The organism is Candidatus Eisenbacteria bacterium (genome assembly GCA_018831195.1).
GTDB lineage: Bacteria > Eisenbacteria > RBG-16-71-46 > CAIMUX01 > JAHJDP01 > JAHJDP01.
Map to the genome: position 1 here is coordinate 80,311 of JAHJDP010000042.1, position 23,694 is coordinate 104,004.

General features: G+C 54.6%; 19 protein-coding genes. 13 read left to right on the forward strand and 6 right to left on the reverse strand.

The features are described 5' to 3' along the window. Complete coding sequence (locus tag KJ970_08505) at positions 1–1,236, forward strand: pyridoxal phosphate-dependent aminotransferase family protein (protein MBU2690956.1); 1,236 nt, start codon at positions 1–3, stop codon at positions 1,234–1,236. Between the two features lie 105 nt (positions 1,237–1,341). Here KJ970_08505 and KJ970_08510 read toward each other — a convergent pair whose 3' ends face one another. The 3 genes from KJ970_08510 to KJ970_08520 all read right to left on the reverse strand — a co-directional run bounded on the left by KJ970_08510 (position 1,342) and on the right by KJ970_08520 (position 4,297). Beyond that, positions 1,342–2,325, reverse strand: coding sequence for an NAD-dependent epimerase/dehydratase family protein (locus tag KJ970_08510; protein ID MBU2690957.1), 984 nt, complete (start codon positions 2,323–2,325; stop codon positions 1,342–1,344). Positions 2,326–2,396: 71 nt separating this feature from the next. Further along, the gene (locus tag KJ970_08515) at positions 2,397–3,560 is read right to left on the reverse strand and encodes a glycosyltransferase family 4 protein (protein MBU2690958.1); all 1,164 of its coding nucleotides are present in this window, start codon (positions 3,558–3,560) and stop codon (positions 2,397–2,399) included. Then, the gene (locus KJ970_08520; protein ID MBU2690959.1) at positions 3,557–4,297 is read right to left on the reverse strand and encodes a class I SAM-dependent methyltransferase; all 741 of its coding nucleotides are present in this window, start codon (positions 4,295–4,297) and stop codon (positions 3,557–3,559) included. The genes KJ970_08515 and KJ970_08520 overlap by 4 nt, the downstream gene beginning before the upstream one ends. Before the next feature lie 456 nt (positions 4,298–4,753). On the opposite strand from KJ970_08520, the gene KJ970_08525 reads away from it, so the two are divergent. Beyond that, positions 4,754–9,958 carry a DUF4062 domain-containing protein gene (locus KJ970_08525; protein MBU2690960.1) on the forward strand — a complete coding sequence of 1,735 codons (5,205 nt, stop codon included), beginning with the start codon at positions 4,754–4,756 and terminating at the stop codon, positions 9,956–9,958. Positions 9,959–10,080: 122 nt separating this feature from the next. Here KJ970_08525 and KJ970_08530 read toward each other — a convergent pair whose 3' ends face one another. After that, positions 10,081–11,709, reverse strand: coding sequence for a glycosyltransferase family 39 protein (locus KJ970_08530; GenBank protein MBU2690961.1), 1,629 nt, complete (start codon positions 11,707–11,709; stop codon positions 10,081–10,083). Positions 11,710–11,776: 67 nt separating this feature from the next. Between KJ970_08530 and KJ970_08535 the strand changes: the two genes are divergently transcribed. The 11 genes from KJ970_08535 to KJ970_08585 all read left to right on the forward strand — a co-directional run bounded on the left by KJ970_08535 (position 11,777) and on the right by KJ970_08585 (position 20,211). Beyond that, on the forward strand, positions 11,777–12,778 hold the full coding sequence (locus KJ970_08535; protein MBU2690962.1) for an alcohol dehydrogenase catalytic domain-containing protein: 1,002 nt from the start codon (positions 11,777–11,779) through the stop codon (positions 12,776–12,778). Between the two features lie 209 nt (positions 12,779–12,987). After that, positions 12,988–13,290, forward strand: coding sequence for an antibiotic biosynthesis monooxygenase (locus KJ970_08540; GenBank protein MBU2690963.1), 303 nt, complete (start codon positions 12,988–12,990; stop codon positions 13,288–13,290). 199 nt (positions 13,291–13,489) lie between these two features. Then, positions 13,490–14,158 (forward strand): zinc metallopeptidase, encoded by a 669-nt coding sequence (locus KJ970_08545; protein MBU2690964.1) that lies wholly within the window; start codon positions 13,490–13,492, stop codon positions 14,156–14,158. Positions 14,159–14,168: 10 nt separating this feature from the next. Continuing rightward, positions 14,169–15,206: an RIP metalloprotease RseP gene (rseP, locus tag KJ970_08550; GenBank protein ID MBU2690965.1), complete on the forward strand. Its 1,038-nt coding sequence runs from the start codon at positions 14,169–14,171 to the stop codon at positions 15,204–15,206. A 92-nt stretch (positions 15,207–15,298) separates the two neighbouring features. Next, entirely contained in the window at positions 15,299–16,354 is a 1,056-nt protein-coding gene (gene rseP, locus KJ970_08555; protein MBU2690966.1) for an RIP metalloprotease RseP, read from the forward strand. Between the two features lie 50 nt (positions 16,355–16,404). Further along, positions 16,405–17,397, forward strand: a complete 993-nt coding sequence (locus KJ970_08560) for a D-cysteine desulfhydrase family protein (protein ID MBU2690967.1) — start codon at positions 16,405–16,407, stop codon at positions 17,395–17,397. Between the two features lie 33 nt (positions 17,398–17,430). Then, positions 17,431–18,051, forward strand: a complete 621-nt coding sequence (locus KJ970_08565) for a DUF1295 domain-containing protein (protein ID MBU2690968.1) — start codon at positions 17,431–17,433, stop codon at positions 18,049–18,051. A gap of 27 nt (positions 18,052–18,078) precedes the next feature. Then, on the forward strand, positions 18,079–18,357 hold the full coding sequence (locus tag KJ970_08570) for a peptidylprolyl isomerase (protein MBU2690969.1): 279 nt from the start codon (positions 18,079–18,081) through the stop codon (positions 18,355–18,357). Positions 18,358–18,414: 57 nt separating this feature from the next. After that, on the forward strand, positions 18,415–18,912 hold the full coding sequence (locus KJ970_08575) for a DinB family protein (GenBank protein ID MBU2690970.1): 498 nt from the start codon (positions 18,415–18,417) through the stop codon (positions 18,910–18,912). A gap of 13 nt (positions 18,913–18,925) precedes the next feature. Further along, positions 18,926–19,225, forward strand: coding sequence for a hypothetical protein (locus KJ970_08580; protein MBU2690971.1), 300 nt, complete (start codon positions 18,926–18,928; stop codon positions 19,223–19,225). Positions 19,226–19,350: 125 nt separating this feature from the next. Then, positions 19,351–20,211: a radical SAM protein gene (locus KJ970_08585; GenBank protein MBU2690972.1), complete on the forward strand. Its 861-nt coding sequence runs from the start codon at positions 19,351–19,353 to the stop codon at positions 20,209–20,211. Positions 20,212–20,292: 81 nt separating this feature from the next. Here KJ970_08585 and KJ970_08590 read toward each other — a convergent pair whose 3' ends face one another. Then, positions 20,293–22,605: a sulfatase-like hydrolase/transferase gene (locus KJ970_08590; protein MBU2690973.1), complete on the reverse strand. Its 2,313-nt coding sequence runs from the start codon at positions 22,603–22,605 to the stop codon at positions 20,293–20,295. Positions 22,606–22,648: 43 nt separating this feature from the next. Then, positions 22,649–23,665: a DUF4340 domain-containing protein gene (locus KJ970_08595; protein ID MBU2690974.1), complete on the reverse strand. Its 1,017-nt coding sequence runs from the start codon at positions 23,663–23,665 to the stop codon at positions 22,649–22,651. Positions 23,666–23,694 lie beyond the last annotated feature (29 nt).

A 23,694-nucleotide genomic window follows, 5' to 3' on the forward strand; every position in this document is an offset into this window, starting at 1 on the left:
ATGGGACTGCAACGCGTTGAGAAAGCCCTGGGCGGGGAGCTTGATGAACTCTTTAGCAAGGGGACGGCGAAAGGTAAAGAGGCGATATTCACGGGCGTCATAAAGCCAACAGGCAAGAAAGGTCCCCGGTACCTGCTCAAGGGACAAGGCACAAAGGAATTCCTGCGCATGAACTCGAATTCCTATCTCGGCATGTCGCTGGAGGATAAAGTGATCACCGCCGAAGAGCATGCTTCCCGGGAATTCGGAGTCGGTCCGGGCGCCGTGCGCTTTATCAACGGCACCTTCAAGGCCCACCGCGATCTCGAGAAGAAGCTGGCGGAGTTCCACGGGCGCGAGGACGCGATGATCTACAGCGCCGCCTACGCCACCATGATAGGCGTCTTCGCCGCGATGACCTCGAAGGAAACGACAATCATCAGCGATGAGCTGAATCACAACTGCATCATCAATGCGATCCGTCTCTCCAGGCCCTTCGAAAAGAAGCTCTATAAGCACAACAACATGGAGCAGCTCGAGCAGTCCATCAAAGAATCGATAGGCTCAGGCGCGAAGCGGATCCTCATCGTAACCGACGGTATCTTCAGCATGCGGGGCGACTACGCGCCGCTCGACACGATCAACGCCTTCGCGAAAAAGTATGACAAAGAATTCCCCGAGGGCGTCGTCGTGATGGTTGACGATTCGCACGGTGTCGGCGCTTACGGCGAGACAGGCCGCGGCACGGAAGAGTACACGAAGGCTGGTAAGGTGGACGTTCTAATAGGAACACTCGGTAAGGCCTTTGGGGTCAACGGCGGCTACGTCGTATCGAGCGAGACGGTGACCCGCTACCTCCGCGAGAAGGCGATCACCTACATCTACTCGAATCCGATCACCGTCGGCGAAGCGGCCGCGACGCTCGAGGTCCTCAAGATCCTCGACAGCAACGCGGGTCGCGAGCGGCTGAAGCACCTGAGTAAGCTTACGAAGAAATTCGAGGACGGTCTCAAGAGCATGGACTACGAGATCATCGAGAGCGCGCACCCGATCGTTCCGCTGATGGTCCGTGACACGCAGAAGACGACCGACATCGTGATGTTCCTCAAGGAAAACGGCGTTCTCGGGACAGGCCTCAATTTCCCCGTCGTTCCGCAAGGAGACCAGACGATCCGTTTTCAGGTGAATGGTAACCATACAGAATACGATATCGAGGTCGTGCTCTCAGTGCTGGCCGATTACAAGAAGAAGCACTGAGAATCCAAACGACTCTTTGAGATCCTTGAACGCATGCAAAGGCGGCCCGGAAACGGGTCGCCTTTGTGTACGGAAGGCAGAGTCGTTTAGAGTTCTATTGTCATCCTACAAATATCCCTCTCTTTTGTACCACTCGGCTGTCAGCCTTAATCCTTCCTCGATTCCGACCTTGGGATGATAACCCAGCTCCCGTTTGGCCTTATCAATGTTGAAGGCCCGGTTCTGACGGTACCAATCCACACGGCGGGGGAAGATGGGCGGGCTTATGCGGAAGGGCTTGTAGAGTATCTCAAAGATATGGCCGGCAATGATGAGAGGAATAATGGGATAATATTTAACTTTTACTTCAATCCCCATTGAATCCCCGGCTTTCCGGACAAGGTCCTTTATTTCGAGGTACTTTTCATCGGCGATGAGGTAGGCCTGTCCATCTCCCCTTCCTTCTTTCATAGCCAGCATAAAGGCATCAATTAAATTATCAATATAGAGAGGATGGTAATAGGTCCTGCCATCGCCAAACATGGGGAATCGTCCCCCGGCCACCCTTTTAAAGATCATGTAAAACCGTTCCGGATCCCCCGGTCCGTAAATCGCCGCCGGCCTGAGGATGACGGTCTTCAGGCCCTTTTTAAAATAGTCATTGACCAAGGGCTCGGCCTCGAATTTTGTGGCCTGATAGTAATCCGCAGGGTGGATGGGGGCATCTTCCCCGCCCGGAGGATTATCGATGTTTCCGTGGACACCGCAAGTGCTGCAATAAATAAATTTTTTGACCCCCTGTCTAAAGGCGGCCTCTAGAACAATTGAAGTGCCCCCTACATTCACTTCATGATAATAGCTGTTGGGGACGTTTAATTCGCGAAAGGCCGCCGCCAGATGGTGGACCACATCCACACCCTGGATGCTTTTCTCGACAGCCGCCGGATCGGTCACGCTGCCGATCATAACTTCCGCGCCCCATTTCTTGAGTTCATCGGTTCTAAGCCCCTCTTTATAATCCAAGGCGACCACCTGGTGTCCCTCTTCCAGAAGCCGTTTGACCAGGGCTTTACCTGTGAAGCCTGTTCCTCCGGTCACTAGGATCCGCATGGCTGTTCTCCCTTCTCCACCACACTTCCGTATCGCGTGCGATGCATCATTTGTCCCTACCCGCTTTATCATTAACCGCGAATCTTGGCTTCCAAACGATCATAAAACGCCGAGAGTTTTTTGCGGTAGGCTTCAAGACAATACTCGTCCTGAACCCTCTTTTTAGCTGCTTGGGAAAGCCTTGCCCGCAAGGCGCCATCTTCCATCAAGGCGGCCATTCCTTGGGCCATGGATTCCGGTGTCGGGGAAACCAAATAGGCGATTTCATCATCCAGGACCTGGGTGTGGGTCGGAAGACGGGTGGCCAAGACCGGTTTCCCGGAATCCAGATAGGAATATATTTTCATGGGGGTATTGTTGCCTTGAAGGCGGGGAGAGACCAGAATCCGGGCCTGATTGAACCAAGACGCCAATTCCGATAGGGGCTTCGGCCCGAGGAAGGCCACCTCTTCTCCCATCCCCATATCCTTCACCCGTTTTTGGTATGCAGCCATTTCGGATGCATGGCCACCGATGATGACGAGCTTGGCCTTTCCCATTTTGGGCAGGGCTTTTTGAAAACCTTCAATCAACAAATCGATTCCCTGGTATTTTTCGAGATTACCGACGTACATCATTACCGGTTCCTGAAACAGTCTTGGGGCGGGAGGATCCTCCTGCCACTCCTGATCTGGAAGGAGGGAAATATCCTCCAAGCGGCAGACCAGGTGCGATGGGTCGCAGGCTAAGACTTCCTCTTCCAAGGCCTTGCAGACCGCCAGGGCCCCGGCGCTCTCCTTAATCGCGGTTCTTTCACAATAGTGCATGCACGGTTTCAGAGGTTTTAATAAGGGGTATTTTTCTACAATTTGCTGGGACATGGAGGAGTCCAGGTCATAGACAAAGGGAATTCGAAAAATCTTTTTCAAAATCAGGGCTATAAAGACCGACTCTTCCACGGCATGAATGACATCAAAGTGTTTTTTCCTGATCAAATCGATGGCCTTAAACAATAATATCGGATCATAAACCAATTTCTTCCATGAGGGACCGGGTTTGACGTCTCGAATACCCGGCAATGCCGGGATCCTTGAGATAGATCCATTCGGAATCGGTACCGCCTCCCCTTCCGGATAGGTCAGGATGTGGAGGTGGTGCCCTTCGCCGGCCAGGACTTCGGCGACCAGTTTGATGGCGATGGGCGTTCCCCGTCCTTGGAAGAAGGGGCAAGGGGCCAACAATAAAATCTTCATCATGATGATTCCGGAGTGACCCTGAGAATGACGGGGGACCCCAGGAGCCCGGTCAATCCAAGTTGCCGGCAGACCGATTCCATCCGCCGCGACCCGGGTCCGCTATTCAAGGCTCGATGCAGGGCCATGGGTATAAAAAATTCCGGCCGGAAAAGGGGATGGCCGAAATGATGGGTTGAAAATTCCGTGAGGAGCTCCGCGCGGCTGAAACAGGTAAAGGGCCTGGTATTTTTTTCAACGGCCTTCTTAGCCCGGAACAACATCCTGGAAAAAAGATTGATACTCCGGATATCGGGGTAATCCACAATCACCGCCTCGGCGGCCAGGCGGCAGCATTCGGCAATGAGGCCCGGCCAGGATTCCAGGTGGGGCAATAAGCGGAATGAAAGAACCACATCGAAACTTTTATTTTCCATGGGGAGGGAGAGGAGATCTCCAACCTTGAAATCATAGGAGCCGTCAGGCAGCAGACGGCTGAGACGCATCTGACAGGCCGGACGGCTGCCGGCCACAGCGACTTGATAACCGGCCTGCACCAGAGGCAGGGCCAATTGTCCATGTCCACCGCCGATATCCAGGATCCTGGCGCCGGGCCAGGGGGTCAATAACTCGAGGGTGATTTGGGTCTGAAGGTCCAGAAAATATTTCCCCACCTCTCCGGAAAAGCGCCGGGCATACTCTTCCGATGACGTCTCCACGTCGGCCCATTCAACGCCATTCTGTGAGGACTCCCGGTTCATCTCTTCAATCTCTCCCCCTGCGAATATTGTCCCAACAACTCCCAGGACATCCCCCCTCGCTGGGCTTGCAGTTATAGGGGTCGGCCACGGCAACCCCGCGCATGAATCTCTTTCATTCTACGCGTCCTATTCGCGAGCTTGAAGTCACACGGAGGGTTCATTGAGAAGATTACGCCGTAAGCGATAAACGATCACCTTCATCACAATTCCGCGCTGCCCGCCCCGCCTCGATCCTCCACCACCGGCTGATTCTTGATCCCCAGCGCCGACTTGCACGGGTGTCGGTTCGTGTGAACGATGGGGCCCTGTCCTGTCCAGCTCCGCCCGGCTCCAATTCATTGCAGCCCAAAACGATACAGCCTCACTCCAGTCCTTTAATTACATTTAAATCACTGCTATCATCCACCTGCGGCTGTATGGACTGGCTTCATGCCAAATGGGGAGAGCAGGTCAAGGATGAACACCGCATGGAAAACCGTCCGTATTTTTATAAGCAGCACATTCCTTGACATGCAAGCGGAGCGTGACCATCTCGTCCGCTTTGTTTTTCCGCGTTTGCGCGAGAACTTACTACCGCACCGCATTCACCTTGTGGATGTGGACCTGCGCTGGGGGGTCATAAGTGGTCAAGATGCCCTGGAGGTATGCCGCGAAATCATCGACGAATGCCATCCGAGATTTCTTTGTATACTTGGCGGCCGTTACGGGTGGACACCACCGGAGAAGGATCGATCCATCACTGCCGATGAGGTACATTTCGGCGTTCTTGATCGTACATTGAAGGACCGTGGCTTCGCCTACTTCTACTTCCGCGATGAAGCCGCCACTTCTGCAATGGTGGAAAGGTCCTCCGGTGAGTTCCGTGAACCACAAGACAGCATCAACCAGAAGAAACTCATTGAACTCAAGCAAAAGATTGTTGATGCGGGTCTGGATCCATTTGTCTACCACCCACATTGGGACAACATTAGCCGGCGGTTGGTTGGCCTCGCGGATTTCGGCCACCGAGTTTACGATGACCTGCTGGCTGGCATGAAGTCCGACCCGGCCCTGCAAGATCGATTTAGACCAGACACTGCGATTCAGCTCGACGAGTTCGCCGAGGAAAATGCAGCAATGGAAGCGTTCGTGGAGGAGCATAGTGAGCAATTTGTTCTTGGTAGCCGCGAGTTGGAATTCAAGGAGTTGCTCGCCCACGCCAGCTCGATCGGCGGCAACAACTATGTCTGCCTCACCGGCGCACCCGGTAGCGGCAAGTCAGCCCTGCTCGCGAATCTGGGCCGGCACCCAACCCTAAGCCATCAACAATCAGCCATTTTCATCCAGCACTTCGTTGGTTCGAGTCCCGGCTCCAGTGATGTGCGCCGTACGATGCGCCGGTTCTGCCACGAACTGAAGATGGGCAGCCCCGAGATTACTGCCGACATCCCCGACGATCCCCAAAAACTCCGGATCGCCCTTCAGGAATTTTTGCGGCAGGCGTGCGCTAACAAGCGTGTCGTGATCTTGCTTGATGCCGTCAACCAGTTCGATCAGGCGCTGAATTTCGCCCAGCTGTCCTGGTTGCCTGAGGATCTACCGTCCAACGCCCGCATCATCCTCTCAGCGTTTAGTGGTCCAGCGCTGGATGATCTTCGCCGTCGCATAAAGCCACGGGAGATCGAGTTGAATCCGCTCACGACAGCCGATGGCGAGGCGATCATTGAACAATTCCTCAAGCGCTACCGAAAGGAGTTGGAACCGGATCAACGCAATGCGTTGTTGAATAAGGCCGACGCCGGCACACCACTCTTCCTGCGGGCCGCGCTAGAGGAACTTCGCACGCTTGGCACTCACAAGGAAATCACCGGCCGCATCGCACAGCTACCGCCGACGACGCAGGAGCTCTTCGCGTGGATTTTTGAACGGCTGGAAAACGATGTTGGTTTTCGCGATGCTGCGGGACGGCAGGTGGGGCACGAACTGGTATCCCGCTTCGCCGCAATACTTGGCGCCAGCCTCCACGGATTAAGCCCATCCGAGCTTGCTGACCTGCTGGATGCGGGTGATCCGCAGGGGAACGTCGCGACTCTTCTGCACCTTCTGCGTCCATACCTAATGCGCCGCGGCGAACTGCTTGACTTTTACCATGGCCAACTTAAGAGCGCGGCTGAGGAACGTGCTCTCGGTGATAAAGCCGAGCGTCGCAAAGTTCACAAGGTTATAGCAGACTACTTCGAAAAACGGTGGTCCTCTCCTTCGGCACATCATGCCCTTCAAGAACTCCCTTATCAGTTAACCAAGGCGGAGGATTGGGCCGGCGTTGAGAGAGTGCTTTGCAATCTACAGTTTATTGAGATGAAATGTGCCTCTGGGATGGGACACGACCTTTTGGAAGACTACAAGTTTGCCCGGCTTTCATCATCGGCGGCTTCTGCCTGCCTTCACCATTTGGCTTTTTTTCATGACTTGTTTCAGTCAGAGTTGCACGTTCTCTCTAATCGTCCTGAGTATGTGTTTCAGCAATTCAATGATCGTCTTCAATGGTTCCAGCAGCAGGATTCAGTCATCGACAATATAATATGCAGAGCCGAACGGCAGCAGAGGACCAGGCAAAATCGCTGGATTAGGAACGAATTTCAAAGGTCGGGAGCACAGATGACTCTGGTGGGGCATGAAGCCCGAGTTACGAGTTGTGCCGGCCTGCCTGAGGGGCAACTCCTTGCTTCAGGCGACGCGGCTGGGAGGTTGCGTCTCTGGAGCACCGCCGATGGCGATTGCAGGGCAGTCGTCGATACAGGCGGTCCCATCAGAAAGCTCCTGGTTTGTGGCGGAAAGGCCATTGTTGTTCTCAACGAAAACGGACTAATTCTGGTTTGCCCATTGAATGTAGAAACCGGTCAATTGTCAGGAGAGTTGACGGATGACATTGCGGTGAACATTTCAGCCAATCCCGGTGGGTCTGTATTAATTGCATACAAATCCGGCCGACTTGGAACTGTGGTCGATACGGGTTTTGATCTTCGTGATGTGCAGTGCGACGGACTGCCTGGCCAGACTGCCGCCATTTCATTTGCACCCTCCCGTGAATATCAAGAATCTCCCATTTATCTCATTGCGCATGGTCAGTCTATTGTTTTGCTGCATCGAGGGAACGAGTGTGCAAAATACAATTCTGAAGAGAATATTCGCATGTTGCAGGTGTCGCCAGATGGCAAGTGGCTTGCTGCAGATACGCCGAATAACATTTTTTGCTTTAAGTTATCTGAATCATTAATAGAAGGCGAGTTGAAACCATCAACAGTAATCAGCCGAAAGAGTGGAATCAATTTTTTGTCAGAAGTGATGTGGATTTCCCACGAGCGCCTACTTTGGATTCGCCGACAACCACACATTTATAACGCAATGACAGGTCTGTGCGATGTGACTCTTCGACAGTTCTTTTTGGGGGATGCACAATGCGGCTGCCCGGTTGGCAGTGAGACGGTGGCTATCGGACGCGAGAATGGAAATATTGAATTGTGGAGATTGTCGAAGCCCGGACCCTCAAAAATTTATAGAACTGAGAGCAGTCCGGTAGTCGCGTGCTTTCCGGGGACGTCCCAACATGAGATCACTTCGGTGTTGAAGGATGGGCGAATCGTTCAGCAGGGGGAAAAGGGCGGGATAGAAATTGGGCAGATTCCTACGGCCCACGGGAGTCCTGTCTGTGCAGCCTTCGAGCCGATCACTCACTCAATTGTGGTTGGTACAGACCAAGGCCATGTGCTTTCTACGGGCGCCGAGTTGTCTCGACCCATAACGCAACTATATTCACATCGCCGGGAGATATTGAAAATAGAATTCAGTCCCGATTCTCGTTTATTGGCCACCTCAGCCAGAGACCGCGAAATTATCATTTCTCGGTGGGAGGAGAGGGAAATTCTGTCAATCCTGGCAAGGCATCGTCGCCGGGTGACGGGATTTGCTTGGCATCCGAACAGCCGTCAACTTTTCAGCACCTCGACCGATCGCACGATACGCGTCTGGGATGCCGTCAATGGCTCCGAATTGTTAACATGCAAGTCGGCGGACATGCTTTTGGATAGTTTGGCCATCGACCCTCTTGGACTTGAGCTCGTTTGCTGTGATTATAATAAAACAATAATGCGATTCGACGTTAAGAGAATCTGGGAATTCATTAACTTGCGAGGCCAGGGTTGCAGCCCGGGTCATGCGTTTGTCGGCAACTCCAAAGATGCATTTGCGTTTGCCGTAGGAGGGGAAATAGACATGCCATTGTCACCCAATTCTCCGCCTTGGACCGGTGATTCTCAGTGCGAATATATTGCTGCTGGAGTGCTCGCCTATGCCCAGGATTCAGAGCCGGTTGTTCTCTTGGATGTGAATGAAGATACAATAGTGGCTACATTCGATGATGGGGGATTGTTTGATACCGGAGAGATATTCACACCGAGATTCTATGTAGACAAAGGCAATGGTGTTGTCCTGCGCGGCACTAGTGAGGGACGAGCCTTTGTGTGGAATCTCCCTGATGAGTTCTCTAATCGTCGCTCATCTCTTCGGGGGTCTGTCAGGCCGTCGAAACCGGCAAACTGGGAGATTGGCCACGATGCCGGCACACTCATCACTCGCTGGGCTGACGGTACCGTCACCATATTGGAGACCAATCCTGGGGTTACAACGCGAACTTTCGCAGTAGACAGATACCGTTTGTCGGGCGCCGGGATCGCTATTTCCGGAAATAAAAGGTATCTTGTTGCGGCCCGATCTTTTAAACATAGGACCCTGCGCGAGGCGCTCTTTGTATGTGAACTTTCAGAGCGGCAATGCGAATTCGCGATTGAGGATCCGGTTCCAGAGTATGTTGGAGGTGCCAGACCGGGGATTATTCACTTGTGCGTGTCTCCACGCAATGGGGACTTTGTGATTGTTCAGGGAGATGGAACGTGCTCCTTGTGGTCGACTGAAACCCGGAGACAGCGTACATGCCTTGGCCGTCTGCCCTGCTCAACCGAGCTGACGGATGCAAAATCCTCCTTTTCAAAAAGTGGGCGGTTTCTCGCGATGGTGACATCTGAAGGCCAGTTGGCGCTTAGTGACACTGTGGACACCTCCCGTACGACAACGCATGTGATTTCTTACCGTGGCGATGAACGAGTGCATTCCGGGACCGAGTGGATTATGCAGACAAAAATACCCCTGGTCGAACCAGTCGGTATTTGGTTCACAAGGGATGAATCCGCGGTTTCTGTCATTTGCAAGGACGGGAAAGCTGTAACATTTGGAGTACAGTCAGGAGTACGAGGGAAGTTGTGGTCAACACGGCTCTCTGAAGTCCGCCATCTTTCCGATTATTATGAAGCTGAAGATATCCTCGTGGCGGGTGATGGTCGCGGACAGCTTGCAGCGATTCGACTATCGGAGCAGAGCAGCTCAATAATAACGGCGCCGGGAGTTTCCGCGATAAATGCGTGTTCGATCCTTGCAGCAGAACCACTTGCCATAGCAATTGCTTGCGATTCTGATCAAATCCAATTTCGAGGGTGGGAGGATTGGCGAGAGATTGGAACTTATTGGACTCAGAGTCCTGTCTCATCTCTCAAGTCTTTGCATAATGGGAAACGACTCGCCGCGATCGACCAGCAGGGGAATGTTCTCCTTCTCGTGCTTTGCGAATAACCATCCAACCTGGGGTGTTGCAGAGCACTGTCGGCTCACCGCACACCGATACGTCCGCCCAATTCTTAATCTCCGCTTGCGGCTTGAACGGGTGCCGGTTCGGATGCGCCGACAAACAGATTTTACTCTTCCGGCGTCAAATACAGTACCGCATCGCGATTTAACAATGTTTGCCCGGGCAGCGTCGTCCCCGTGGCGATATAATTGCGATCCGTCGTCGCGCCCCATCCTTCCAGCAGAAGCAGTAGCAATGCGACTACTCCAAGTATCCGCAGGAGCCGTGGAGCGGGGGCATCCGGAATACCGTGGAAGGCGCCGCGCCAAGCGATAATCCGGCTGATCAGCCAGACCAATGCCAGCGCGATGCAGGAGAACCAAAGGGGCAGCATCAGCACGCCCTGGCGGGCGTACCCGAAGTAGGCCCCCGTAACGACCAACCCGGCCAGTGTCAGGAGTAAGATACAATAAGCCCACCGGCGGGCGGGGACTCCAAGCTTTAACATAAGCGCCAGGCCGAGGACCGCCCATGGGATTTGCAGCCAAACCGCCGCGTATGAGTGCGGCACGAAGAGATCAACGGGCCGGCGGAGTCCTGTGAGGCCGCCGGGATAATCCCACTGGGTCCAACCCAGTTTCAACGCCTCGAAATAGAGACCCCACTTCCGGAGGAGCAGTTTTAGAAAATCCCCCGGATGATCTTTCATAAACTCAAATCCGATGGAATAACCATGCCGATAGAATCGAAGGTGCTCCGGATCCCGTAGATCGAGAGTTGTTAGATTATTATTCGACGGAAGCGCGGCCCGCGAGAATCCGCCATCGGCCTTGGGGTTATTGGCAAGGGCGAAATTGATTGGCCCATAGGTGGTCAGCGGTACAAAGGTGGGCAACGGCTCAGCCATGACCCGGCTGTTGCGGCGGTTGAAGTTTTCGAGGTTCGACCGGTTGCGCAGGGTCCATGGCGTCAGCGCCAACAGGAATCCCAGGGCGATCATCGCCCAGGGAAGCAGGGCTGGGCGCAGGGACCGGGGCTTCCCATCCGGTTTCCATCCATACGCCCCCGCGACGCCGACCCCCCAAAGGATGAGAGCGACAAGGAGACCCTCAGCCCGGGTCAGCGTCATGAGACCCAGCAGCGCGCCGAGGAAGAAGCCTTCGACGAGGAGCCCGCGTCTTCTCCCATCCGTCTTGAAATTCTTGATTGTATAAGCGGCGGCAAGGGGATGCGGGAAGCGCCGGCTCCACCAGAGCAGCGAGGCCAGCATCAGGGTCAAATAAAAGGCTTCGCTCACGGCGGAGATGCCGATGATATACAAGCCGAAATTGTATAAGCACAAGCCCGCCGTCACAAGCGCGACTGTCCGGCCGAGATAGGGTTTAACAATAAGGTAGATCAATCCGACAGGTAGGCTTCCGAAAACCGCCATGATACATTTAACAGCGATGTAGGGCACGCTCGAATCCGGAGCCCCCGCCCCCACAATCGAATGTATAAATGCAAGAAGATGAGGGAATGCCGGGGGGTGAAAGGGGATGCCGGCGTCATAAAGGGAGCCGGAGAGGATCGCTCGAGCATGATCGTAAAAAGTTTCCGCGTCCCCTTCATAAAAGATGGTGAAGGGCCAGGCCCGGTCCCGGTTGGAGAGCATGAAGGCCAGGCGGTGCAGCCAGGCCAGCGCTGTAAGTCCAAGGAACCACAAGAGATCGGGGCGGTGGGTTCGCGGCTTGTCCCGTGGCGTTCTTCTTTTCAAGACGGGCCTCCTTCTATCCCGTAAGGTACGTTATGGCGGCCGATCACCCAAGAGAAAGGACCGGCGGATGAGCACGCAAAAACAGCGGATGACGGCATTGTACTTCGACGGGACCCAGCTTCATCTCGAGAAGGTGCCGATCCCCACACCGGCGCCGGGGGAGGTTTTGCTGAAGGTGAGCCTGGCCGGCGTCTGCGCCACCGATCTCGAAATCACCCGGGGGTATATGGATTTCACCGGTGTCCTGGGGCATGAGTTTGTCGGCCGGGTGGTGAAAACGGGAAAGCCATTGCTGGGCGGCGAGGATGACGTTTTCCGAAAAGGGCAGCGGGTTGCGGGAGAGATCAACCTGCCATGCCACCGCTGTCCGATGTGCCGGAAGGGTTTTCCGAACCACTGCTATAAAAGAACAGTCCTGGGAATTGCCGGGAAAGACGGCGTCTTCGCCCGCTATGTCACCTTGCCCGCCACCAACCTCTATCCGATCCCCCCTTCGGTTCCGGATGAGAAGGCAGTCTTCACCGAGCCTTTGGCCGCGGCGCTGAGAATTCTTGAGCAGGTGGTGATTGAACCCTCGACGCGCGTTCTGGTTGTCGGCGACGGCCGTCTCGGGATTCTCAACGCGATGGTCCTATCACGGATGTCGCGGCATGTGACGCTGGTCGGCCGGCATCCAAACAAGATGGCTCTCATCGAGCCGTATGGCGTAAAGACGATGCCGGTTTCCAAGGCGGGAAAGCTGAGGCGATCGTTCGCTGTCACGGTTGATGCGTCGGGTGATCCCAAGGGCTGGGAGTTCGCTTTAACAAAACTGCAGCCACGCGGCGTGCTGGTAGTGAAGACCACGACGCACCAAAGCCGGATATGGAACCCCGCGCCATTGGTGATCGATGAAATTATCGTCGTGGGATCCCGCTGCGGACCCTTTGATGATGCGCTGGAGTGGCTGGAAGATGAGTTGATCGATCCGACGCCGCTCATTACCGAGCGCTATACATTGGCGGAGGGGCTCAAAGCGATGGATCACGCCGCACGGCCGGATGCCCTAAAGATCTTAATCAAGCCTTGATAATAGCGGGCTCTGCGCTTGGACTGTATAACTCCAGTCGATAGGCGAAGGTGCGGCTTCTTGATACAAATCTCGGCGTTCGCAACGCGGCTTACTTGTTATCCTCCTTGGAGCTCCTGGAACCGCTGTTAAATCACGGGTGTATAGAACCGTCCACTTTGAAAGACAAAAGCTTAACGAAACAGGAGCCGCACAATAGGAGGAGTCCCATGTCACACGTACTGATTCACCACAAGGTCGCCAAATATGAAAGCTGGAAGAAAGTGTTTGATTCCCATGCGGAATTTCGGAGATCCAGTGGTGAGAAATCTTATCAGATATTCCGCTCCCATGAAGATCCCAACAGCATCACCCTGCTATTCGAATGGGAGAGTTCCGCCTCCGCCAAAAAGTTTCAAGGATCGGATAATCTCAAAGCGGCGATGAAGGAGGCGGGTGTTGTCGGGCCGCCGGAGATCCAGTACCTCGACGCGGTGACACATGGAGCCCACAAATCGGTGAAGGTCATTTAGTCGGCGTTGCTCACCCATCCGGCTCCAGAATGGCCTCCTGAGCCGGATGTGGAGGGGCCTGAAGAACCTATGGCGGCGAACCGCCGGTAATGAATAAAGCGGAACCTGCTGACATATCACTTGTTATTGGCCTATACTAAGTCGGTCATGGCAGACGGCAGGGAGGTATTCCGTGTTTTTCTTCGATCCGCTTTATTTGATGATCATCGGGCCCACGATTCTGCTCTCTATCTGGGCCCAAGCCAAAGTCTCATCGACCTTTAAAAAATACTCCAAGATCGCATCCACGCGCGGCTTGACCGGCGCCGATACGGCGAAGGCGATTCTCCGCTCCTTCGGCATCCAAGATGTCACGGTGGAACGGAACCAAGGCTTTCTCTCGGATCACTATGATCCCATCCGCAAGAGCCTTCGTCTTTCCCCCAATGTGTACGATAGTCCCTCTCTGGCCGCCATTGGTGTGGCCGCGCATGAGGTGGGACACGCGATTCAGCATGCCGAAGGGTATTTCCCGCTGAAAATCCGCAGCGCCATGGTCCCGGTCACAAAGATCGGCTCTCAGTTTTCATGGCCGCTGCTCATCATCGGGATGATTTTTCAATCGCTCGCCTTGGTGAAAATCGGCATCATTTTCTTTTCAGCCGTCGTACTTTTTCAAATCGTGACCCTCCCCGTGGAATTCGATGCCAGCCGTCGCGCGGTGGGAATCATCGAGCGGGAAGGGATCCTAACCTCGAACGAGAATCGGGCGGCCAAGACTGTATTGAGTGCCGCGGCTTTGACTTACGTTGCCGCTGCCGCCGCCTCGATCGCCCAGCTCCTTTATTTTCTCCTTCGCTCGGGACTCCTGGGCGGGCGCAGGAGATGACGGGGCCAAGATGACCTTCATATTTTCACTCCTCCTTGTCATCGGTCTTGTGGTCCTGGTCCACGAACTGGGGCATTTCCTGGCCGCGAAAATTGTGGGTATCCGTGTTGAACGTTTCTCGCTGGGATTCCCGCCGAAGATTATCGGCAAACAGATCGGAGAGACCGAATACTGCCTCTCATGGATCCCCATCGGCGGCTATGTCAAGATGGCCGGCATGATTGATGAGGGGTCCAACGGTGACTCGACGCTGACCGGCGCTCCCTGGGAATTCATGTCCAAATCGGCGCCTGCGAAGATCCTGGCTCTCGCCGGCGGCGTGATCCTCAACTTCATCTTCGCCTATCTCCTGTTTACCGCCATCATCGCCTTCAGCCCGATCGGTGTTTCTAGTGAAGAGCCGGTGATTGCTGAGGTCCTCGAAGGATATCCCGCGGCGGCGGCGGGTCTCCAATCCGGCGACAGGGTTCTGGAGGTCAACGGATCGCCTATCTTCACTTGGACCGAGTTGGGCGATCGTCTTCGCAATGATCCGGGACGGGCCAATCACGTGGTTGTCAGTCGCAATAATGAGCGGATAGAGCTGGACCTCTTCATGAAGTCGGTGGATGGGGGCGAGGCGTTGATCGGTATCGCCCCGGTGATATACCTCAGGTCGCCGACGGTTCCGGAAATCATTACCGGCGGATGGGGGGCGACGGCGCGCTCCTTTGGTCTCATCGGCACCTCTCTTAAGCTCCTCGTCACGGGGAAGGCGTCGGTGAAAGACCTCTCCGGCCCCGTCGCGATCGCCAAGATGTCAGCGGAGGCGGCCAAGAGCGGGCTGGTCACCCTCATGGCCTTCATCGCCTTTATCAGCATCAATATCGGATGCATCAACTTGTTGCCGTTACCCGCGTTGGACGGCGGCCACATACTGGTGACGCTCTGGGAAGGGCTGACCCGGCGACCCCTTTCCACCAGGGTTCGGATCGGCATCCAGCAGGTCGGGCTTGTCATGATCCTGGCCCTCTCAATCTTTGCTCTCGTAAACGACATCACGAAATAGCCGGCATCCGCATCCTGTTAATCCTCCCAGCCTTGATGTACGATGATAAAGTTGGATTCGGACGGATGTAAAAACCCATAGGAGTGACCCGGATGACTTTTGTCCTCTCTCTCATTGTTGTCATCGGCCTTGTTGTTTTTGTGCATGAGCTGGGGCATTTCCTTGCCGCGAAAGCAGTCGGAATCCGTGTGGAGCGTTTCTCGATCGGCTTCCCCCCGAAGATTGTCGGAAAGAAATTTGGTGATACCGAATATTGTCTCTCCTGGATCCCGCTGGGCGGTTACGTCAAGATGTCAGGGATGATTGATGAGTCGATGGACGGTGAAACCGCCATCACCGGCGCACCCTGGGAGTTCCAATCCAAGCCGACCTGGGCGAAGACTCTGGCCATCACGGGCGGCGTTTTGATGAATTTTCTCTTCGCCTTTCTAATTTATACATTTGTCATCGGCGTCCGCGGTATCGGCGAAGCCGGTCCCTCGATTATCGGCGAAATACAACCCGGTTATCCGGCCGAAGCGGCCGGGCTCCAGGTTAAGGACGAGGTTGTTGAGATCGATGGCGCTCTCATTTCAACATGGGATGAGCTGGTTGAAAGCATCCATGCGAAGCCGGAGCGGAGTGTACAATTAAAGATCCGCCGGGGCGAGGAGATCTTCGATGTCGAGCTGACGCCGAAAAGAGGAACGATCCCGATCGGTGAGGACATGGTGGATGTGGGGCTTATCGGTGTCAGCCCCGATCTTATGTATCGATCCGCCTCGTTCGGCGAGGCGATCACGGCGGGATATCAGTCGACGATCGGCGCGTTCCGTCTCGTTTTTCTATCGATCCGCCTTCTCGTCTCAGGCCAGGCCTCGGTGCGGGATCTCTCGGGACCGATCGGCATCGCTAAAATGTCGGCGCAAGCGGCGAAGAGCGGCATCTTAAGCCTCCTGGCCTTCGTCGCCTTCATCAGCATTAATATTGGATTCCTCAACATCCTGCCGATCCCCGCGCTGGACGGCGGACATCTGATTGTTGTGTTGTGGGAGGGGATCACCCGGAAAGTCATTTCTACAAAGGTGAAGTTGATCATTCAACAAGTCGGGGTCGTCATCATCCTGGCGTTGATGGTTCTGATTATCGTTAACGACCTAACGAAGTAACAGCGGCGGCGCACCCGCCGCGGATCGGGTTTTCGCCCTGGAGTGTTGGTATGGACTTGAGCCTCCCCCCCAGGATCCCGCTGGCCCAGCTACCCACACCGGTTACACCATTGACCCGCCTCAGCGACGAACTGGGCGGGCCTTTGATAAGTATGAAGCGGGATGATCTTACCGGATGTGAACTTTCGGGAAACAAAGTTCGCAAGCTCGAATATCTTCTAGCCGAGGCGCAGGCCGGGAGCGCGTCCGTCGTGATAACCTGCGGCGGCGTGCAATCGAATCATGCGAGGGCGACGGCTATCGCGGCCCGTAAGCTCGGTATCAATGCTTCTCTCGTTTTGAGGGGGGACCCGCCTGAGGATATCGACGGGAATCTTCTTCTAAGCTGTCTGGCCGGCGCCCGGATTCAATATGTCGGATTCAGAGAGTGGAATCATCATAAACGGATCATGGTTGATGCAGCCAGGAAACTTGAGGATGAAGGGGAGAGGCCCTATATCATTCCCCTGGGTGGCAGCAACGCCCTCGGCTCCTGGGGCTATATCTCAATGCTATCCGAGCTGGTCGATGAACGGGGAAAGATCCCCTACAGCCATCTCTTCTGCGCAGCCGGATCAGGGGGGACACTGGCTGGATTGTTGCTGGGCCGCCTGATTTTAAATCTCGACATCGAGATTCTCGCCGTCAATGTTTGTAATAACCCTGCATATTTTCAAGCCCAGGTTGACGGCATTGTTGATGAATTCAACAAGCGGCATAAAACAAAAATTAGAATAGATCATAGGAGTTATACAATTTTGGAGGGATATGTCGGGCCCGGATATGCGATTCCTTATGATGAAGAAATAGGGGTGATTCGCAGAATCGCCCTGTCCGAAGGGATATTCTTGGATCCCGTCTATACGGGGAAGGCTTTTTACGGATTGATGGACCAGCTTTCCAAGAATTGTTTTACTTCAAAGGATCATCTTTTGTTTATTCACACCGGCGGCCTCTTTGGGCTCTTTCCGCAAAGAGGGGCGTTGGGAAAACTGTCCGCCTAGCGAGGCTGGATCGGATCAGAAGGAATCGGTCAGGTGAAGTACCTCATGCTTGCCGTACTTTGGGTTCTCTGGTGTGCCCTGCATAGCGGGATGATTTCGCCGGCGGTCACGGGGTTTCTGCGGGAGCGACTTGGATCCCAATACCGGTACTATCGTTGTGTTTTCAACTCGATCGCCTTGCTCACTTTGGCCTATGTTGTTTTATATGAGAATTCCGTCGGCGGCCCCGTTCTCTTTCGTTGGAGCGGGCGGTTTGTAGTTCTTCAAATATTCCTCTTAATCATCGTGAGTTTTCTCTTCGTCGCCGGGGCCCGAAACTACGACATGAGGCATTTTTTGGGTCTGCGTCAGATGACTTCAGATTCTTCTTACAGCGCCCTGACCGCATCGGGGAGACTCAAATCTTCCGGCATTCTTGCCGCGACCCGGCATCCCTGGTATCTTGCCGCGATGATCTTTATTTGGGTGGATTACTTGACCTTGGACCTGTCCCGATTGATCGCCAATATTATTTTGACCGGGTATCTTTTTGTCGGGACAATTCTCGAGGAGCGGAAATTAATCCTAGAGTATGGTGAGGATTACCGGCAGTATCAAAGGGATGTCTCGATGCTTTTCCCCCTTAAGTATGTCAGGGCGAAACTTCAAGTGTAAAAAACATATAGAATAGGAGCTATAACAATGGCTAAAGCTTCGGCGCGGCATATCCTAGTGAGTACACCTGAGGAGTGTGAGAATATTAAGAGAGAGATCGAAAACGGATCCGATTTCGCTGATATGGCAAGGGCGCATTCCTCCTGCCCATCCGGCCGGGAAGGTGGGGATCTTGGTGAATTCTCGCCGGGGCAGATGGTGCCCGAGTTCGACCAGGTTGTCTTTAATGAAGAGGTCGGTGTTGTTCACGGCCCCATCAAGACCCAGTTCGGGTATCACCTCGTTGAGATCACCAGCCGCACCTAACCACGTTTGAGATGTGGACTTCCTGCTCGGGAGGATATTCAGGTGAATCACCAATTCATGATGGATCGGATGGAGTCCAATGCGGACGTCATCAAACATCTCGTTCACGGAGTCCCAGCCGCGCAAGCCGCATGGAAGCCCGCGCCGGATAAATGGTCGCTTCTCGAGGTCATGGTTCATCTTCTGGATGAAGAGCGGGAAGATTTCCGGGTCCGGGTTGATATTCTATTGAACAGACCCGGCGACCCCTGGCCCCCCATCAATCCGACGGGATGGGTCACCGAACGGGAGTATGCCAAGAGGGATTTAGAGGTGTCTTTACTGGAGTTTCTTGAGGAACGCTCGCATTCGGTGGCTTGGTTGCGCAGCTTGCCGTCACCGGCCTGGGATAACTTTGATAAACATCCGATAGCCGGGAAGATAACCGCGGGAGATATCTTTTCATCCTGGGTGGCTCATGATTTCCTGCATATCCGCCAATTGACGCGACTCCACTTTAACTATCTTCAAGATCAGGTCGATCCGCATTCCTTGGAGTATGCCGGCGATTGGTAGGAGGAGGGACTCAATGCAATTCATTGTTATTGCGTATGACGGCACCGATGATCAGGCGCTGGAGAGAAGACTGGCGTCGCGGGAGATCCATTTAGAGCAGGCGAAAGAGATGTTTAAGAGCGGTAAATGGCTCTATGCGGCGGGAATTTTGGATGATGGCGGTAAGATGGTCGGTTCCATGATTATTTGCGATTTTCCTTCCAGGGCCGAACTGCAGGAAGAGTGGCTCAATCATGAACCCTATGTGATCGGTGATGTTTGGGATCGGATCGAGATCAACAGGGCCCAGGTGCCTCCCTTTCTTATGAAATAAGGCTCCTTGAGGCGGCTGGTCAACTCTGCGAATGCCGGGTCCTCTGAGGTGAATGAGCTTCCATGTCGAATCCATCTTTTACAGGGCGGCTGAAAAGCTGCGAGGGATGTCCGCGCCTTTGCGGAGTGAATCGGCTTGAAGGTGAAATGGGGTTCTGCCGTGTCGGGGCCGACGTAAAGATCTCCTTTGCGGGACTGCATCATGGAGAGGAGCCGCCCATCTCGGGAAGCCGGGGCTCCGGCACGATATTCTTTGCCGGATGCAATCTGCGCTGTGTCTTCTGCCAAAACCACCAGATTAGCCAGGATTTTCATCAGACCTCCCTTAGAACCCTATCGATTGAAGCGCTGGCCGGCGAAATGCTCCGGTTGCAGGAGATGGGAGCGCACAATATAAACTTCGTTTCGCCGTCACATATGGTTTATCAGATGGCTGAAGCGATAGCCGAGGCGAAGAGCCGGAGTTTAACTATACCGGTGGTGTATAACTCCAACGGTTATGATTCCCTGCAGGCCCTCCGGCAGATCCGGGGTCTGGTGGATATCTTCCTTCCGGACATCAAATACTGCGATAATGAACTCGGACGCAAGTATTCGAACGTCGATAATTACGCCGATCATATTGGGGATGTCCTCCGTGAAATGCTGGATACGGCCGGACATCTGGAACTCGACTCTGAAGGTGTCGCTCTCAGGGGGGTGCTGGTCCGGCATCTCGTATTGCCCGGGCATCTGGAAAACAGCCGGAAGGCTCTTCGTACTTTAGCCGGTTTGTCGCCTGAAATCGCCGTCAGCATCATGTCGCAATACTCACCTCAATACCGAGCGCACCGCTATCCTGAGATCAACCGGCCATTGAGAAAAGATGAATATGATGCTATCACGGATTATGCGCTGGAATTGCGTTTGGAGAACGCTTTCATACAAGAGCTTACAAGCCAATCTCACTATTTGCCCCATTTCGAGGACGACCGGCCTTTTGACTAGATAAAGAATGTCGGGGGGGATAGAAACGGACAGGCGCATAAGGGCATCAAGGATACATTGTATCAATTTGAATGAATTCCGTTATCGGCCGCGCACGGCATTTTTCCTTGATAAAATATCCTGAAAATCGGACCGTTCCCGCAGCGGCGTCAAGTCGGCATGCTGCTGCAAGCGATCAAAATTCGAGTACCCATTATCGATGGCGGCATTGAGCGCATGGATCGCTTCCGGGTACCGTCCCAGACGGGTCAGGACACAAGCCAGCTGAAAATGTACCTGGCCCTTCGGATCCGGCGCCAGTCGGGTTCCCCGCTCCAGAACCTCGCGCGCCGCCTCGGGATCTTCCATGCGAAGACAGACCGCGGCGTGATTTATAAATAGAATCTGAGAGAGATCTCCGCGACCTTCGGCTTCTTCATAGGCCTCTTTGGCGGAGTCCCATCGGCCCGCCATTTGCTCCACATCCCCCCTCAGCAGAGCCAGGAGAGATTCGGGGTAGCGGCCACGGGCCTTCGCGAGTAACCGGCGGGCGTCGTCGTATAACTCAAAACGAGCCGCCGACCGGATCTGCGACATAAATTCCTGCTCGAGGGGGGCACCCTGGCGAATTCCGTATGTGGCCAGATTGCGGGCTCGTGCGGCCCACCTGGACCACTGGTCCAGTTCCTGGGGAGACGGTTCTTGCGCCAGGCGTTCGAATTGTTCCGCCGCCGCTTCAAAACGACCCATCTTCACCAGTGCAAAGGCCTTTTTCCGGATGACTTTTGTGGCGACCGATTGATCGGCTGCCGCTTCATCATAAGCTATGAGGGCCTCCTCGTACCGTTCCAGCTGAACGAGTGCATCGGCAATACCCTCATTGGCCGTCGCATTGCCCGGTCTGATCTCCAAATGCTTTCTTAGCCAGACCAAGGCCTCTTTGGGGCGGTTTGCCTGCACAAGCGAGAGACCCATTCCCAATGTGGCGATGGGGCTGTCGGGGAAGGCCTTCAGCACAATTCCAAATTCCTCGATAGCCTCCGAATAGCGTTTCTCCTCCTCGTCCTTGCGGGCTTTTTCGAAATGCTCATGGTAGGTGATCATTTCCTTCGGGTCCGGCAGGGAATCTCCGAACGATGCCTGGTTGCTTCCGCCCGCCCAGATATAGCCAAGGCTTTTCAATTGTTCTTCAACCTCAGGATCGATGCTCTCTTCGTTTGGAACGGACAAATCAGCGCCGGTTTCCATCCGGTGGATGTATAACTGACGGGCCAGCCGCTTAACCATCTCCGGTTGTTCCGCGACGAGATTACACTTTTCGCCCGGATCGGCATTCAGATCATAGAGTTCGGGGTCAGGCGCTTCGATATATTTCCAATCGGGCGTGCGCCAGGCGTAGAGAGGGCTCCAGTTATAATTGTAAAAGGGGAAAAGTGTCTCTGCATAGAGTCCCTTGCGCTCAAAAGACTCCCCTTTGGAGATGAGGCCTTTTAGCGAGGCGCCATCCAGTGTTTCCGGGTCAGGGATGTTCAGGTAGTCGAGGAGCGTCGGCATGATATCGACAACTCCGACCAATTGATTCTCACGCCGGTGCATTCCGGATCCCGGCACCTTCCACATCATCGGGATATGGAGACATTCCTCATAGAGAAAGAAGCCATGCTCGGTTTCAACATGATCCTTGAGGCCTTCCCCGTGATCCCCAACGATGATGATATGTGAGCCTTCATAAAGATTCCTGCGGCGCAGGGCCTCGAAGAGGTCACCAATGCTGGCGTCCATTGATGAGATCTCCGCATCGTAGGCCGTGCCCAGGGTTTTGGATGCGAACGGCTCGGGCGGATGGTGGGGTGTGTGGGGATCAAAATAGTGGACCCAGAGGAAAAACGGCTGCTGCGCGGTTCCTTCTATCCAGCTGATAGCGTGCGCCGTTGTTTCTACGGCCGGCCGTTCCAGCCCCATCCTGTCATCATAAAGATCAAATCCCTGATTTAATCCGAATTGATTGTGCAGGACAAAAGCACTGATGAAGGCGGCCGTCGTATATTCGTTTTTCCCAAGGATTTCCGCCAATGTTGTGAACTGGGGCTTCAGCCGAAAGCTGCCGTTGTTGTGAACCCCATGGCGCGGAGGATTGAGCCCGGTCATGACTGAGGAATGCGCGGGGAGGGTCATGGGCACGGTCGTAACCGCGTTCTCGAAGAGGACCGCTTCGGATGCGAATTGATCAAGGATTGGTGTGGAAGCGGTGGTGGAGCCATAGCAGGCGAGATGATCCGCCCTCGTTGTATCTAAAGTTATAAGGATGATTCCACCCGGCTTCCGCGCGGCCGTGCATTGAATGGAGAGCAAAACAGCACAGGCGAGAAACAGCCCCAGAGCCCGCGTCCGATGGCCGGGTCTATCGCCGGTCATGGGCCGATCCTATGGAACGATCCGGCCATCGGGCGTCTCAATCTCAATGGCCGGAGGGCGGCGTGATCGGTGTCGCCTGCGGCGGAGGCGACATGGGTGTCGCCTTGGGTGTCGACGGCGCCGTCTCGATGAGATCTTCAAAGGTCTTCATCATGGTGGTAATCCGTCCTTTGCTGAGAAGGAAGATCGTGGGATTTCCCTCCTTTATGACATAGAACCGGCCTTTGTCTTCTTCCCGCCCGATCTTGAGGGTCTCCGTTCGCCCGTCCATCATCTCGAACCGCAGCATCTCCCGCGGGGGCGCCAGGCCGGCATCGGAGGGATTCAATTCTGTTTCGGGGAAGGCATCGCACTTTAACGTGGAGGCGGTCCTCAGCAGCGACTTCCAGACCGCATCTTTTACCGCCGCCGAATCAGGCTCAAGAATCGTCCAGATGTCATTGGCGCCTTTCACGATGAGAATAGAGTCACCCTCCTCCGGCAGGATCTCAACCCGCGACACCTCATCTTGCCCGAACTCGAAGATCGTCTTATCGCGGAATGTGCCCTGGGACAGGTCATAGGCTGTCCGAAGATACTTTGGAACGAGGAGAACGCGGTCGTCATCGTAGGGGCGCAGGTAGGTGCTCATGAAATCGGGCCCCTGCTTGCCAACGATAAAGTGAGCCAGTGTGGCGCCGTCGGCTGCTGTCATCTTGACCGTGGTGCCGAGGGAATCGCTGACCTCGAAGTCATCCTGTTTGTCTTTTTTGCGAGATACCAAATCCCGCGTATGAAGCTTTGAGACCGGTTCGATGATTCGTTCGGCCTTGCCGGCGTCCGCGGGATAGTTTCCTTCCGTGACCACCAACCATTTGCCCTCGTCATTCTTTGCGAGCTCCACACGCGTCTCGCCCTTTTCCAAGGCGATTCCGGCCACCGTCTCGATCTGAAAACCGGGATAGAGAGGACCCCCGGGATTGCGGCGCTTCTTCCGCGACTGCTCACTCACGGTGGCGATGATAATGAGGACGACGAGAACACCGGCTAGAATCAGCACGGTCCTGTTTCGACCTTGCATGGGTTTCTCCTACTTATACATTATCCAAA